Genomic DNA, 16240 nt, shown 5'->3' with positions numbered 1-16240 from the left:
CCTGCACCCCCTATCCTTATTTATGAGGAAACAGATAAACCCGTATGGCAAACCATATATAGGCTACTAGCAGTAAATAACCTATATAATATAAGGTAGTAACACTGAAAATGATGTAATCAATGGCGCAAACACCCACTAAACCACCCAGATACAGAACTGCATCACCTGCCGGCAAACGGTGTTTCACCTCATCAACACAAGCCAGTCCTACTATCAGTATCGCCCAGACTGTAGCCAGGAAAAAACCCAATATAGGCGGTACGGCAAAAGGATTGAGCGTAGGATGAAAATAAAAATGACGCCATACTTCTGGCAAAAACAACTGAATGGTTGCATAGAAGGTTGCTGATATCGAAACAATAAGCACCAAGGCTGTAGGATATGGTGAATCAATATCATTAAAATGAACCAGTTTACCATTGCTATGGAAAATCTTACGAACTGTATAAGCTACGGCTATGAGAATAATGATAACCATGAAGATGAGCAAGTGAGTATTGCTGAAGGTCATGATGAACTCTGAAATAGGATCATCGGGCACAACCTTCGGCAGCAGACGGGACTCACGGGTCCAGCCAAACTGATTATCTTCTGTTGCCAACTGCACCCAAACAGAATCTATGGAATCCTGAGGAACCATACGGATATCCGTAACCACCAGCAGGCGGTTCTTTCGGACGGCGAAGGAGTCGATAGGCAAATTACTCAAAAATTCTTCAGGCTGTTGCGCTATCAATTCCAGGGAATCCTTGAATACCAGAAAATTGAATTTGTTGGTATAATGATGGGTGGTAGAAAACGAAATGGAATCGAGTTGTTTATTACTGTACTCTACCATAGCTGCATGCATCTGGTGATGAGCACGGCGATGATAACAACTGCTGAACATCAAGAGGATGCTCAGCATACAAAGAATCTGTATCGTCCATTTCTTTTCCATTTATTTCTCACTATATAAGTTCATCTGACATTCGTTGCACGCAAACTCCAGACGGAAGCGGCGACCGTCGCCCAACTGAAGGAAGAGAGGCTCTCTCCAGGATGGTTTCTTGCCTCCACGCTTCACACAGTAGCCCAACGAATAGCGGATACAATGGCGGCACTGCATCAGGAGCGATTCTCCCTTTTCATTGGTATACTTAGGCTGCATACTTCGGTTTGCCTTGTCTTTTTCTATATTCTCATCATATTCTTCCTGGGTCTTAGCATCCCATGCAGAAGGAATATTCTTACCCAATTCAAATGCCGGAACTACTGGCGACAGACCATGAATCTGATAAAAATCTCTTGCATCATAGTTAGCTATATTATAGAGATATCCCCATTTTCCGTATTCCGGCTGCCAAGTAAATTCCTCTTTCGTAAGTCGGTGCTCACCGGGCTGACTGAATCCAAAACCATTGTTGAACAAGGTTCTATCCCATCCACCCCACAACGACTTATCAAGCTGTTTCTGATTTGCCTTGGTAAGTTCATCTATCAATTCACGCCGGATAGCAGTGAGAATACTGTTCGGAACAAAGTATGTTTCCATTCCCTTCAGAAGTTCTACCTGGTAAGCTTCGTAAATCGTATCGCCCAGTTTGCTCATCTGAGCCTTTATATTTTCGCCCTGCGGGCGTTTCGCCTTTTCGAGTTTCAACTCTTTAAACACCTCAGCCACCTGATAAATCAAGCCTCCAGCAGCCTCTTTCGTCTTCATGATGTTGACAACAGCCTTTACCCCCTGTGGCTCTTCCCTGAACTCATTACCCATCACAGGCTCCATTTCTATGACAATATAGATTTTACGTTCAGCAGACTTACGAGCCAGCAAAGCCTCGAAAGCCCGATCGTTATTACGATAAAGAGCCATGCCCGGACGCAAATGTTCAGGCATTCCAAACGGATAGAGGCGATTTCCCTCTACTCTGTTCACACGAAAGCCTTCCAACTCACGGTCATCATTGATAAAACACAGTCCATCGCCATTTTTAAAGCTGGCTACTGTGGCTACGTTGAAAGAAATGTTGCCACGTATTTCCTTAACCTTTCCCACAAACTCGCCGATAGCTTTCGGTGTATCGAAAGAAGCAATATCCGGCTGTCGCCCATTCAGGAAATAATGGGTAAAGCCACGATTGAAAGTCTTCTTCAGATTAGGTGTAAAATTATATTGAACATGTCCCACCGATGCACGGCGATACTTACGCGGTTCAGCTTTTACGATTGCATCGAGTTGACTGCTATAGGCAGCCACCACATTCTTGACGTAGTTGATATCTTTTAATCTTCCTTCTATCTTGAACGAAGTAGCTCCAGCATCAGCAAGATCCTTAAGATGATCAAGCTGACAAAGATCCTTGAGGGACAACAGATAACGCTGATGTTCTATCTCCTGACCATTGGAATCAAGCAAATCAAACTTCATACGACAGAACTGTGCACATTCTCCACGATTGGCAGAGCGCCCGAAACACTTCTCAGAAGCATAACAGACACCCGAATAGCTTACGCAGAGCGCTCCATGTACAAAGACCTCTATTTCTCTATCAGGAATCGCCTGATGGATCGCCTTGATTTCATCGAGCGAAAGCTCACGAGCCAGAACAACACGTTTGAAACCTAACGTGGTAAGCCAATACGCCTTTTCTGGAGTTCTTACATCACACTGGGTACTGGAATGCAATTCTCTACTCCACAAATTCTGCGCCCTCACCTCAGTAAGCACACCCATATCCTGCAGCAAAAGTGCATCTACACCAATCTCATCAAGTTGCTGGATCATCTTAAGCGTATCCAACATCTCATCCTGATAGATGATAGTATTCACTGTAACATGAACCTTTGCTCCAAACTGATGAGCATAATCACACAACTGTCTGATATCTTCCAGCGAATTGCCTGCTGCTGCTCGTGCACCAAAACGAGGTGCACCAATATATACGGCATCTGCACCATGATCAATGGCAGCAATACCACATTCCAAGTTTTTGGCAGGCGCCAATAATTCTAATGTTTGCATAAGAAATCTATCTCGAAATCACCCGAGCCCTTCAAATTAACTGATTTCGTCAATATTGTAAGGAGTCTCCTGATAAACATAATAGTTGATCCAATTACTATAGAAGAGGTTGGCATGAGCACGCCATGTCACCAGAGGTTCTTCGTTCGGATCGTCATGATAATAATAATTCTTTGGCAGTTCTACATCATCACGCTTGCCCATATCACGCTTATATTCCTTATCCAGCGTGTTTGGTGCATACTCAAGATGACCCGTCACAAAGAATTCGCGGCCGTTTCTGGCCATCACAATGCTGACACCGCTTTCAGGCGATTCGGCAATGATGTCAAGTCCTGGCACTTTTTCAATATCCTCACGTCTTACCTCTGTATGGCGACTATGAGGCATATTAAAGATATCATCGAAACCGCGGAAGATTGGCTGAGACAAATCGAGAGGCTTCTGCTTAAAAATACCAAACATCTTCTTCTCTAAAGGATACTTAGGAACACCATAGAAATGATAAAGACCAGCCTGGGCACCCCAGCAGATATAGAGTGTTGAAGTAACATGGGTACGGGCCCAATCAAAAATCTCTTTGATTTCAGGCCAATATTCTACCTCCTCATAAGCCATCGTTTCGATGGGAGCACCGGTAACTATCATTCCATCAAACTTCTGTTTGGAAAGTTCCTGAAAATCCTTGTAGAACATCATCATGTGCTCTATTGGTGTATTCTTTGGCGTGTGACTTTTCAACTTCATAAAATAAACCTCTAACTGAAGAGGAGTATTCGACAGAAGACGAACGAGATCTGTCTCTGTCGTAATCTTGAGGGGCATCAAATTGAGCACACAGATTTTCAACGGACGAATCTCCTGTTTATGCGCACGACTTTCGTCCATCACGAATATATTCTCATGCTTCAACAGTTCGATAGCTGGAAGCTTATCTGGTAATCTTAACGGCATTTATTTTATTCCTTTCTTAAAATTTTTCTGCAAAGTTACACAATTTCAGCGAAGATAACGAAAGAAGAAACATTTTTTTGAGAAATATAAATAAATTAATGTGGAAAAGCAAAAGAAATCTTTCACTTTGAAAAGGATTGTTAAAGATAAATGAGAATATTAAACCAATCATCACGTTTTTAATCAAAAACACATATCAGTTGCAACTTTATAGGCGACGCTTACGTCAAATCAAAAAATGATGTATCCTATTAAGATTTGCAATTATGGAAAGTAAGAACATTAATCCACATTTAATCAGAACAGATGCAAAGAGTTCTGTAAAAATGAAAACAAAAAGTAAAAAGAGTATGAACGCAAGTTTAAAAAACATGGCGGTAGCGCTGTTCATCATGTCGGCCCCTATCGCTGTACAAGCTAAGCAATGGTCACTGCAGGATTGTATCAGTTACGCACTGGCTAACAACATTCAACTGCAGAAGACTCAACTCACAAAAGCTTCAGCTCAGGAGGACTATCTGCAATCAAAGTCAGCACTTCTGCCATCGCTCTCTGCCAGCACCAATCAAAGTGTAAGCTATACGCCTTGGGTTTCTAATGGAATCAGCGGAGAAGGTTTCAGCAAAGCTTCCATCGACAAGGTATATTACAATGGCAGCTATAGCGTGATGGGCAGTTACACGATTTGGAACGGAAACAAAAACAGGAATCAGGTGAAACTGAACAAGCTGACACAGGAAGCGGCACAACTCGATTCGACAGCACAAGCCCTCAACCTGCAAGAACAGATAGCTCAACTTTATGTACAGATACTCTACTCTACAGAGGCTATCAACGTAAACAAAGAAAGTTATCAGTCGAGTGTTCAAAACGAAGAGCGTGGTAAGGAAATGGTAAAAATTGGCAAGATGAGCCAAGCAGACTTAGCACAACTCACAGCACAGAGAGCACAAGATGAGTTTAACATCGTGCAGGCTGAAAGTAACGTTAAAAACTATAAACGACAGCTGAAGGAACTCCTGCAGATTACCAGTGAAGAAGCTTTCGACATCGCTATTCCAAGCACAACAGACCAGATGGCTCTGGCCTCTATCCCAGGAATGAACAGTGTCTATACAGCTGCGCTTCAGAATCGCCCTGAGTTTTTGAGCTATCAAAACAAACTCGACCAGAACGATCTGAACATCAAGATTGCAAAGGCAGGAAAGTTGCCAACCATCAGCGCAAATGCAGGAGCTACGACCAGCACCACATCCATGAACAAAAACGGTTGGGGCAGTCAGATGAAAACCAACTTCAGCCTGAGTGGTGGAATCGGTGTCAGCATTCCTCTCTTTGATAACCGACAGACCAAGACTTCTGTCAACAAAGCACTCATTCAGCGTGAAAGCATCCTGCTCGATATAAAGAATGAGCAAACTAAGCTCTACTCTACTATCGAAAACTATTGGCTGCAGGCTAATACAAACCAAAGCCAGTTTAAGGCTGCCAAGGCGAGCAGCGAAAGTGCACAAACTAGCTACGATCTTTTAAGTGAACAGTTTAAACTGGGATTAAAGAACATCGTAGAATTGAGAACCGGCAAAGATAATCTTCTGAAGGCTAAACAGAACGAACTTCAGGCAAAGTATCTTACCATTCTGAATATCAACATGTTGAAATTCTACCAAAACGGCAGAATCTAAAGAAAAGATAGGTGATAACATCCGAAAACATATTGCAAATCATTAATAGGTACATACATTTTTATGAAAAAACTTAGAATCAGCAAAATCTGGATTGCCCTGATTGTGGTAATCATCGTAGCTGTGGCAGCATGGCTGTTATCTGGAAGTAAAAACGAAGAGCAAATAGACTTCAAGCAGGAAGCTGTAACCACACAAACATTGCAGAATAGTGTAACTGCAACCGGTACTATTGAAGCGGTAACATCTGTAACGGTTGGTACACAGGTGAGTGGTATTGTAAACAAACTTTATGTTGATTACAATTCGCAGGTAAAAAAAGGTGAAGTCATAGCTGAACTCGACAAAACCAACCTGATGAGCGAGTTGAATACTGCCAAAGCTAACCTGGCAAGTGCGCAAAGCAGTTTGAACTATCAGAGTGCAAACATGAGCCGCTACCAGACCCTCTATAAGAAAGGTTTGGTAAGTGCTGACGATTATGAAAATGCGCTTCTCACCTATCGCCAGGCGAAAGAGCAAGTAGCTTCGGCCAAGGAAAATGTACAGAAAGCCCAAACCAACCTGAGCTATGCTACAATTACATCCCCAATAGATGGAACTGTCATATCAAAAAGCGTAGAGGAAGGACAGACCGTAGCAGCAAGCTTCAACACACCAGAGCTCTTTACTATCGCTAAAGATCTGACCAACATGCAGGTGATTGCAAATGTTGACGAGGCAGATATAGGCGGGGTAAAAGAAGGTGACCGCGTTAATTTTACAGTAGATGCTTATCCTGACGATGTATTCCAGGGAACAGTAAAACAGGTTCGTTTGGAAGCTACTACAACAAACAATGTAGTCACTTACGAGGTTGTCATCTCTGCACCTAACGCAGATCTCAAATTAAAACCAGGTTTGACAGCAAATGTAACCATCTTTACACAAGAACGTGCTGGTATTCTTGCCGTTGCCAACAAAGCACTCCGCTTTACTCCAACCAAGGAAACTGTGGGAAAGAACATCAAGATTGTTGACTGCAAAGGAAAAAACAAAGTTTGGACTCTTGCTAACAATACCCTTACAGCTCATTCTGTAACCATCGGTCAGAGCGACGGTATACATACTGAAATTATCAAGGGTTTGAAGAAAGGACAGAAGATTGTTACTGAAATCATAGTTAATACCCCTGAAGAGAATGAGGAGCCTCAACAAAGTCAAGGTTTGATTAGCGGTCCTGGACCTAGAGGAAAGAAAAAATAAAAAATAAGAGTATGGCAAACGACAATATTCAAGCAAACAGCGAAAAGAAAGTTGTGATAGAACTCGATAATGTTCGTCGCGACTTTCTTGTGGGTGAGGAAACTGTCCACGCCCTAAAAGGTGTAAGCTTTAAAATATACGAAGGTGAGTTTGTTACCATCATGGGTAAATCAGGATCAGGTAAATCTACCCTGCTGAACCAGCTAGGTTGTCTCGATACCCCATCCAGTGGCGAATACTATCTGGATGGAGTAAGCGTACGAAAGATGTCACGTAATGATCGCGCCATTCTTAGAAACCGAAAGATTGGATTCATCTTCCAGAACTACAATCTTCTACCGAAGACTACAAGTGTAGAAAATGTAGAACTTCCACTGATGTACAACCCGAACGTAAGCGCAGAAGAACGAAAGCAACGTGCTATCGAATCGCTGAAAGCTGTTGGTTTAGGAGAACGTCTCTATCATAAGAGTAATCAGATGTCTGGAGGACAGATGCAGCGTGTAGCAATAGCCCGTGCGTTGGTCAACAACCCCGCTGTGATACTTGCTGATGAAGCAACGGGTAATCTCGACACCAGAACCAGTTTCGAGATTCTGGTACTCTTCCAAAAACTTTATGCTGAAGGAAGAACCATCATCTTCGTTACCCACAACCCAGACATTGCAAATTATTCGAGTCGTAATATCGAACTGCGTGATGGTCACATCATCAGCGACACCTATAACGAACATATTCTCTCGGCAGCCGAAGGTCTGGCAGCCTTGCCTGCCAACACGGATGAATAAAGAGAAGCAATGATTATAAAGAACAAAGAGTGAAGAATTATCAAGAGTTATGCTCTTCACATGCTCTATGTTCAAAATTAAAAAGTTCAATATTCAAAATTCAAAGTAAATGAATTATCAGAATCTTTTCAAAATAGCCATCCGCGCCATAGCTGCCAACAAAATGCGCTCTTTCCTTACCGCACTTGGCATCATCATCGGTATTGCTGCGGTTATTACCATGCTTGCCATCGGACAAGGAAGTAAAGCCAGCATCAAGGCAAACATCGCAGAGATGGGATCAAACATGATTATGATTTCACCAGGTGCAGACATGCGTGGCGGTGTGAGACAGGATGCTTCGTCAATGGAGACGCTGAAGCAAGCCGACTATCAGAGCATCAAAGACGAATGTAATTATATCTCAGCTATTTCTCCTACTGTAAACAGTTCCGGACAGTGGATCTACGGAAACAACAACACCCAAAGTTCCATTTATGGTGTAAACCAAGACTATCTTTCCATCCGACAACTGAAAGTGGCAGATGGAGAAATGTTTACTGATACAGACATTAAGGCTGCATCTAAAGTTTGTATTTTGGGACAGACAGTAGTCGACTATCTTTTCCCTGATGGCAGTGATCCTATCGGTAAGGTTGTGCGATTTAACAGCATTCCATTCAGAGTAATCGGTGTCTTGAAGAAAAAAGGTTACAATAGTATGGGTATGGACCAGGATGATTTGGTACTTGCGCCCTACACAACAGTAATGAAGCGAATTATGGCACAAACCTATTTAGGAGGCATCGTCTGCTCAGCTATCACCGAAGAGGCTTCTCAACCTGCCCAAGATCAGATTACAGAAATATTGAGGCGCAACCACAAATTGAAAGACGCAACAGATACTACTGAAGCAGATGAAGATGACTTCAATATCCGCTCACAAGAGGAAATTTCAAGCATGATGAATTCTACCATGTCTACAATCACCATCCTGCTCGGATCCGTGGCAGGAATCTCGCTGCTGGTAGGCGGCATCGGAATCATGAACATCATGTATGTATCTGTAACAGAGCGCACCCGCGAAATAGGTCTTCGAATGAGTGTGGGCGCACGAGGTATTGATATTTTGAACCAGTTTCTGATAGAAGCTATCTTACTTTCTGTAACTGGCGGTATTATAGGAGTGATATTGGGAGTTAGTTTGTCGCTCAGTCTGAACTCTTTCTTCCATATAGCCACCCAAATAGAGCCTTGGAGCATTATTATGAGTTTTGCAGTCTGTACATTTACTGGAGTTTTCTTTGGATGGTATCCTGCAAAGAAGGCAGCAAGGCTCGACCCTATCGAGGCTATCAGATACGAATAAAAAAATTGGGAGAACATTAAATATTCTCTGAGGTTTTTCAAAAAAAACAAAAAGTTTTTTGGTGAATACAAAATAAAGTTGTACTTTTGCGTCTGCGGAAGTGCAACTTTTTTTATTTGAAGTTAAACGAATCGCATGAATTGAATAGTAAACAGGTTTAAATATAGAAGATTATGAAATTTATAGGAATTATTCCAGCAAGATACGCATCAACACGTTTCCCGGGAAAGCCACTTGCCATGTTAGATGGCAAACCAGTGATACAGCATGTTTATGAGAAAGTAGCAACTTGTCTAGAAGCAGCCTATGTTGCAACAGACGATGAGCGAATTTTCAATGCTGTAGAAGCATTTGGCGGTAAAGCTGTTATGACGCGCAAGGATCATAAGAGCGGTACTGACCGCATAGAAGAAGCTATCGAAAAAATTGGTGGAGACTGGGATGTCATTGTCAATGTTCAAGGAGATGAACCTTTTGTTGACAAGAGTCAACTGGAAACCATCTGCCAGTGTTTTGATGACCCAACAACCCAAATTGCCACTTTAGGAAAAGCATTTACCAGTATGGAAGCTGTAAAAAATCCTAATAGTCCAAAGATTGTTGTAGACAATCAAGGCTTTGCTATGTATTTCTCTCGCAGCATCATTCCATACGTAAGAGGAAAAGAAGAGGAAGAATGGCTCAAGAGTTTTCCTTATCTGAAACATTTGGGCATCTATGCTTACCGCAAAGAAGTTTTAAAAGAGGTAACCAAACTGCCACAAAGCTCACTAGAAATAGCAGAGAGCCTGGAACAACTTCGATGGCTGCAGAATGGCTACAAGATAAAAGTTGGTACTACAGATGTAGAAACTGTAGGCATCGACACGCCAGAAGATTTGCAGCGGGCAGAAGACTTTTTGAAAAACAGAAAGTAATAAGAACATCATATACTTTTAAGGTATCGCAGAATGAACAAAATTGAAAATATCGTCAAAAAATATATTATTCACCATGGTATGTTCAAGTGGCAAACACCATATATCGTTGCCTTGTCCGGAGGTGCCGATAGCGTTGCCCTATTGCTTATCTTGAAAAATATAGGACTGAATATTTCTGCGGCGCACTGTAACTTTCACCTTCGCGGCGAAGAGAGTGACAGAGACGAGCAATTTTGTGTAAATCTGTGCCAACAACAGGGAATCAGTTTGTCTCGAATCCATTTTGATACTTATGCTTATGCCCATTTGCACAAGGTAAGTATCGAAATGGCTGCACGCAACTTACGCTACAGCTATTTTGCCCAATTAGTAAAAGACTTGCATGCAGGAGGCATTTGTGTGGCCCATCATCGCGATGACAATGTAGAAACTTTACTTCTGAATCTGTTAAGAGGATCTGGAGTAGACGGATTAGCAGGCATCGCCCCCAAAAACGGAAATATTCTGCGCCCTCTTCTCTGCATCAGCCGACAGGATATATTGCAATACCTAAAAGAAAAAAAGCAAGATTTTGTCACAGATTCAACAAATTTGGAAGACGATGCTTTAAGAAATAAAATTCGCCATCATGTAGTACCTCTTTTAGAAAGTATCAACCCGGCAGCAAGTGAAAATATCGCTCTCACTGCCAAATACATACGCCAAGCGAAAAGTATACTTGAGAGCATGGATAGCATCAGTACAACCGACTCTAATAGGAAAGTTATATATATCCCTAAAGTATCTGTCATGAATGCTCCAAGTCCGGAATTCATACTCCATAAGGAATTAGGCAGATATGGTTTTCATGGCAATGTCATTGATGACATCTGTGAAAGCCTCTTCAGTCAGGATCGTGGTGTCGGTAAAATCTGGAAAAACGAAGACTATATGATAGTCATCGACAGAGAACAGCTGTTGATCTCTAACATAAAAGACTTGAATAACATTCAGGAGCAAAGAGCGTTCCGACTGCCAGAAGAAGGCATTTACAACATGGACGAAGGAACCCAAATCAAGATAAGAATCTTCTCGCATATGAGTGACTTCATGCCAAGCAAAGAATCGCAATGTATCACTTTGGATGCTGAAAAAGTCAGTTTTCCCCTCACCTACCGACTGGTAAAAGAAGGCGACAGATTTCAACCTTTCGGCATGAAGGGTAGCAAACTGTTGAGTGACTATATGACCGATAGGAAATTTGACTATATACAAAAGAAGACACAGCATGTATTAACTGATAGTAAAGGTGAAATCATCTGGCTTATCGGCGAACGTACGTCTGAAAAAACAAAGATTACCGAAACCACCAAGAAAATATTGGAGGTCATCATCAAATGAAAAAGAAAATATTATATATCACAAGTTTAGTTCTCATTCTGCTGGCTGCCGCCAGCACATGGAGCTATTATTGTCTGAACCCATCAAGTGATAGAGTGAACAAGGCAAAAGCAAACATAAAAGTATACAGTCACTACGAATTAATTCAAAATGGAAAAACAATACTCCGATTCGACGAAGACACTACGACACTGGCTGCCAACTTTATGAACCGTTGGGCGTTGATTCCTTCATGTGAAGGAAGACTTGCCGCCTGCTACAACAACAGCATCAGCCGGAATCACTATCTAGGCAAAGATGCGGATAGCATCTTTAACTTTAAAGAGAAAGTTGATTCTTTAGACAGTTTGTATAGAGACTCCAAATGGAAAGTTGGAGAACTGAACTATTATATTCACTCTCATTCTGTCCTGGATGCAGGCTACAACTCTATTTGCGCTTATACCCAACACGAACTGGAACTACGCGATTCTGCCAAGAAACTGATTGATTCCCTGAAACATGTACAGAAAAAGGGACATTTCAAGTTGAAACGCTCCATTTCATATCAAGCCTATTATAGAGACGAGAACGGAAAATGGAAGAGCCAGGCATGCAAACTCATCAAAGCAATGAATGGAGAAACTGCACAAGGAAGCCGCACATTCCAACTTTCCTCAGAAACAACTCCTGAAGGGGTTAAAGCTATTTCACCTCAACTTGCAGCATCTTTAGCAACAGCTCATGGAGTCACACTTCGACGCTCTATTGATTACACCCTCTTACCTGATTCGCTAGGATATTATCGGGGTACAACCGACAGTATCTATCAACCAAACGGTCATGGATGCTGGCAAGGATACGATGGAACCTATTATGAAGGTTACTGGAAAAACGGGAAACGTGAAGGATTCGGATTCAGCATTGCTCCCAAGAAGCCTTTACGAATAGGAGAATGGAAAAATGACCGCTATAAAGGCGAAAGACTCGTATATACATCGGAACGTATTTATGGCATTGATCTGAGCAAATACCAGCATGGAAAAGGCAGAAAAAAATATGCTATCAACTGGAACCGTTTACGCATTACACATCTTGGACGTCTCAGCAAAAAGACCATATCAGGAACAGTAAACTTCCCTATTCGCTTCATCTATATCAAGAGTACAGAAGGTAAATCGATGTTAAATCCATATTATAGAAAAGATTATCGTGATGCAAAAGCACATGGTTACAAGGTTGGAACCTATCACTTCTTTACCACCATAACACCTGCTGCCGAACAGGCACGACACTTTCTGAAACACAGTATCATTAGGAAAGGCGATTTTCCTCCTGTTCTTGATGTTGAACCGCTTCCTAGTCAAATCAAGAAAATGGGAGGGTCTGGAGTATTGTTTGCACGCATTAGAACTTGGCTTAGAATTGTAGAAAGAGCAACAGGTGTTAAGCCTATTCTTTACATCAGCCAAACTTTCGTAAATCGCTATCTGCCAAAGGCTCCCGATCTGAAACATAACTACCAGGTTTGGATTGCACGATATGGAGAGTATAAACCAGACATCCGATTGGTATATTGGCAACTCTGCCCCGACGGAAGAGTAGCAGGAATACATGGAGAGGTAGACATCAACGTGTTTAACGGATACGATGACGCTTTTCAAAGTTTTGTTAAGAACAAGACCGTAAAATAACCTTAAAATGAGTAAGTTAGGTTAATTACGTTAAAGTAAGTTATAAATCTAGTCATGTATCAATATTTTTATTATCTTTGCGCCAATTGTGCAATGTGTAACTAAGAGGAAAGATAATGAGACAGCTTAAGATACAAAAGAGTATAACCAATCGTAATAGTGAAGCCCTCGACAAATATCTTGTAGAGATAGGTAGAGCCCCAATGGTTTCTATTGATGAAGAAATAGAATTGGCTCAAGCTATCCGCAAGGGAGGTAGAGCTGGCGAAAGAGCAAAAAATAAGTTGATTGAAGCCAACTTACGTTTTGTGGTGTCGGTAGCAAAACAATATCAGCACCAGGGACTCACCTTGACAGACTTGATTGACGAAGGAAACATCGGACTCATCAAAGCTGCGGAACGCTTCGACGAAACACGAGGGTTCAAATTTATCTCATACGCTGTATGGTGGATTCGTCAGAGTATTTTACAGGCAATAGCAGAGCAAAGCCGAATTGTTCGACTTCCTCTCAACCAGGTAGGATCACTCAATAAGGTAAACCAGGAAATTAATAAGTTTGAGCAGGAAAACCAACGTCGTCCAAGCGTTGAAGAACTTGCTGCCAGAACGGGTGTTGACGAGGACAAGATTTCTCAGAGCATGGCTGCCAGTGGTCATCATGTAAGCATCGATGCTCCATTCAGTGATGACGATGACAACTCTATGGCAGATGTAATGGCAAGCGGAGACGATGCCAGAACAGACAAGCAGGTTGACCATGAAAGTATGGCACAAGACCTAAGACAGGTTTTAAAAGTTTGCCTCAAGGATCGCGAACTGAAAATTATCTGCGCATGCTACGGAATTGGGGAAACCGAAAAGGGACTCGAGGAAATTGGTGATAAAATGGGACTAACCCGTGAGCGAGTTCGCCAAATAAGAGAAAAAAGCATCACCAAACTGAGAGAATCCGGGAAGATAGGAATCCTTATGAAATATCTTGGTTAGGAAAGCTGCTGCCCAAAATATTTGGCATAGTTTTTCTGCCAAGTAACATCTTAACTCATAATAGATGAAGAAATATCAAACACACATCATTTTGACGATTATCTTCTGCATGATGGCTATTGCAGCACATGCAAGAAGAATGTCACCGAGAGACACCTTTAGTGACTCGGTGATGTGTTTGGTATTTAAATATTCACAATCTGTTGACACAACAGGTAGAGCTGAGCACAAGAGTTATGCCTACACTAAATTTCAAATCAAAACAAACAAACGTAATGCAACGCTCATGCTAGTACCGACAATGTATGCGGTGGCTCATGGCGGTGGCAGAAGATTCATCAGCGAGTATTATAACCAAATGACGCTAGACGCAAATGGCAGACCAGTTGCCAAGCGTTTGCTGAACATAAGCACCATTCCGCATAGAAGCAACACATTGTCATCAGTTTTGAAATACATGACTCCAACGGTATATGGAGAAACACTTTTCGAAACGAATATTCTTTCTCCTTTCCACTATAAGAATCGCAGATATTATAAATATGCCGTCACCCAATTACCATTCGGCAAAGCTCAAGTCTACGTATATCCACGTCTCAAAAACACCCAAGTTATTGAAGCACGTGCCATTGTTGATTCCCAAAGCGGAAAGATAAGCATGGTAGACTTTGAGGGCGAATATGATATGACCCGTTTCTATATCTCTATTATTATGGGTAAAGACGGATTTGGTTCACTTTCTCCTGCAAGGTGCAGCATGAGAGCCAACTTCAGTTTTATGGGTAACAAGATAACGGGCATGTATACAACTGTATACGGACTGCCGAAAATATTAAGTGATTCGCTCAATAATGTTGCCGACACAGCATTAATGGCAAAAGTGCGCCCAATTGAGTTAAACCAAGATGAGGCTGACATATACAAAAAATTCTACGAAAAAAGGAAACAAATAACAGATTCCTTGAATAACAACATACCAGAGAAAAACTTTGCAAAAGACATACTTTGGGATGTTATCGGTGACAATGTATTAAACAGAATTTCCCAAGGCTTCGGAAAGCAAAACCAAGGCTACTTCCGTATCAGTCCTATTCTCAACCCACTCTATATGGGATACTCCGAGCGAAAAGGAATTGTATACAAGTTTGACCTGAAGGGAGGCTACAGGTTTACAGAAAATCTGGAATTGGGGCTTCGCTTTAAAGGAGGTTACAGTATGAAACAACACAGATTTTATTTCAATATACCATTGACATTCAACTATAACCCGAAGCACAATGGATATCTGAAGTTAGAAATCGGTAATGGTAATAGAATATCGAATAATCGTGTTGCACGAAAGATGTTAGGCATCAGCAAACCAGAAGATAACGATTTTCTATATCCACTATTCTCAGAATATCCAGGATTGTCATTACCGGAAATTTCTACAGATATTGAGGCAAACAACAGAAAACTGACAGAGTTTAAAGATGATTACCTTCGTCTTACTAACCACTGGAGTTTCAACGACTATATCGGTTTTGAAGTAGGTTTAGTTTCACATCAACGAAAAGCTGTAGTAGAAAGTTTCTATAAACTGTTTAATTATCCAAGCAAATATGTGTCAGTAGCACCAGCTGTAGCTTTAGAACTGTTACCATGGGGAAAGAAAGGGTCGATTTTTAAAATAGACTACGAAAAGGGATGGATAAACCTACTAGGTTCAAACATAGACTACGAACGGGTTGAAGCAGATGCACAAACTATTTTTCAAGCATCACGCCGTCAATCATATTCTATAAGGTTAGGAGCTGGCTTTTATACCCGCAAAGGTGATCATTGGGACTTCGTTGACTATACCAATTTCCATGACGACAATATTCCTGGAGGCTGGAATGATAGTTGGAGTGGAGAATTCGAATTACTGCCATCCCAATGGTATAATGCCAGTGATTATTACGTTCGCGGAAATTTCACTTATGAAGCTCCCATGATTGCAACTGCATGGCTCCCCCTGATTGGGAAATATATAGAAGCCGAGCGTCTATATGTAAGCAGTCTTGTTGTAAACCATTTACACCCATACACAGAATGGGGATATGGAGTAACAACAAGAGCTATTACCCTAGGAATTTTTGCAGCCTTCAAAAACACGAAGTTTAATGGCATAGGCTGTCGCTTCGGTTTTGAACTATTTAGAGATTGGTAATATTCATAAAAGCATGGATAAAACATGATTTCTAGGGCACAATATCAATAACATCATAAA

The 16240-nt window shown here is 41.5% G+C and carries 12 protein-coding genes; 9 read left to right on the top strand and 3 right to left on the bottom strand.

The annotated features are described in order from the left end of the window. Window positions 1-16: 16 nt before the first annotated feature. From ONT18_RS03435 to metA, 3 genes are read right to left on the bottom strand one after another with little or no spacing between them, the layout of a single operon-like run. Window positions 17-943: a zinc ribbon domain-containing protein gene (locus tag ONT18_RS03435; RefSeq protein ID WP_264904012.1), complete on the bottom strand. Its 927-nt coding sequence runs from the start codon at window positions 941-943 to the stop codon at window positions 17-19. Continuing rightward, a complete protein-coding gene (locus tag ONT18_RS03430) occupies window positions 944-3007 on the bottom strand; it encodes a peptidase U32 family protein (RefSeq protein ID WP_264904010.1) in 2064 nt (687 codons plus the stop codon). It lies immediately after the preceding gene. Window positions 3008-3043: 36 nt separating this feature from the next. Next, window positions 3044-3961 (bottom strand): homoserine O-acetyltransferase MetA, encoded by a 918-nt coding sequence (gene metA, locus ONT18_RS03425; protein ID WP_006846715.1) that lies wholly within the window; start codon window positions 3959-3961, stop codon window positions 3044-3046. 350 nt (window positions 3962-4311) lie between these two features. Here metA and ONT18_RS03420 point away from each other — a divergent pair, with 350 nt between their 5' ends. The 9 genes from ONT18_RS03420 to ONT18_RS03380 all read left to right on the top strand — a co-directional run bounded on the left by ONT18_RS03420 (window position 4312) and on the right by ONT18_RS03380 (window position 16180). Beyond that, window positions 4312-5646 (top strand): TolC family protein, encoded by a 1335-nt coding sequence (locus ONT18_RS03420; protein WP_264904008.1) that lies wholly within the window; start codon window positions 4312-4314, stop codon window positions 5644-5646. A gap of 63 nt (window positions 5647-5709) precedes the next feature. Next, entirely contained in the window at window positions 5710-6891 is a 1182-nt protein-coding gene (locus ONT18_RS03415; protein ID WP_264904006.1) for an efflux RND transporter periplasmic adaptor subunit, read from the top strand. A gap of 11 nt (window positions 6892-6902) precedes the next feature. Beyond that, window positions 6903-7679, top strand: coding sequence for an ABC transporter ATP-binding protein (locus ONT18_RS03410; protein WP_117586656.1), 777 nt, complete (start codon window positions 6903-6905; stop codon window positions 7677-7679). A gap of 109 nt (window positions 7680-7788) precedes the next feature. After that, window positions 7789-9027: an ABC transporter permease gene (locus ONT18_RS03405; RefSeq protein WP_117694876.1), complete on the top strand. Its 1239-nt coding sequence runs from the start codon at window positions 7789-7791 to the stop codon at window positions 9025-9027. 173 nt (window positions 9028-9200) lie between these two features. Next, window positions 9201-9944: a 3-deoxy-manno-octulosonate cytidylyltransferase gene (kdsB, locus tag ONT18_RS03400; protein WP_022121184.1), complete on the top strand. Its 744-nt coding sequence runs from the start codon at window positions 9201-9203 to the stop codon at window positions 9942-9944. 33 nt (window positions 9945-9977) lie between these two features. Beyond that, window positions 9978-11327: a tRNA lysidine(34) synthetase TilS gene (tilS, locus tag ONT18_RS03395; RefSeq protein WP_233339052.1), complete on the top strand. Its 1350-nt coding sequence runs from the start codon at window positions 9978-9980 to the stop codon at window positions 11325-11327. Next, window positions 11324-13000 carry a GH25 family lysozyme gene (locus tag ONT18_RS03390; RefSeq protein ID WP_264904002.1) on the top strand — a complete coding sequence of 559 codons (1677 nt, stop codon included), beginning with the start codon at window positions 11324-11326 and terminating at the stop codon, window positions 12998-13000. The genes tilS and ONT18_RS03390 overlap by 4 nt, the downstream gene beginning before the upstream one ends. A gap of 116 nt (window positions 13001-13116) precedes the next feature. After that, complete coding sequence (locus ONT18_RS03385; protein WP_006846722.1) at window positions 13117-13989, top strand: sigma-70 family RNA polymerase sigma factor; 873 nt, start codon at window positions 13117-13119, stop codon at window positions 13987-13989. Between the two features lie 64 nt (window positions 13990-14053). Then, complete coding sequence (locus ONT18_RS03380) at window positions 14054-16180, top strand: DUF5686 family protein (protein WP_264904000.1); 2127 nt, start codon at window positions 14054-14056, stop codon at window positions 16178-16180. The last annotated feature ends 60 nt before the right edge of the window (window positions 16181-16240 follow it).

This window comes from Segatella copri (genome assembly GCF_026015295.1).
GTDB lineage: Bacteria > Bacteroidota > Bacteroidia > Bacteroidales > Bacteroidaceae > Prevotella > Prevotella copri_C.
The sequence above is the reverse complement of the archived record's forward strand: the minus strand, read 5'-3'. Positions and strand labels throughout refer to the sequence as shown.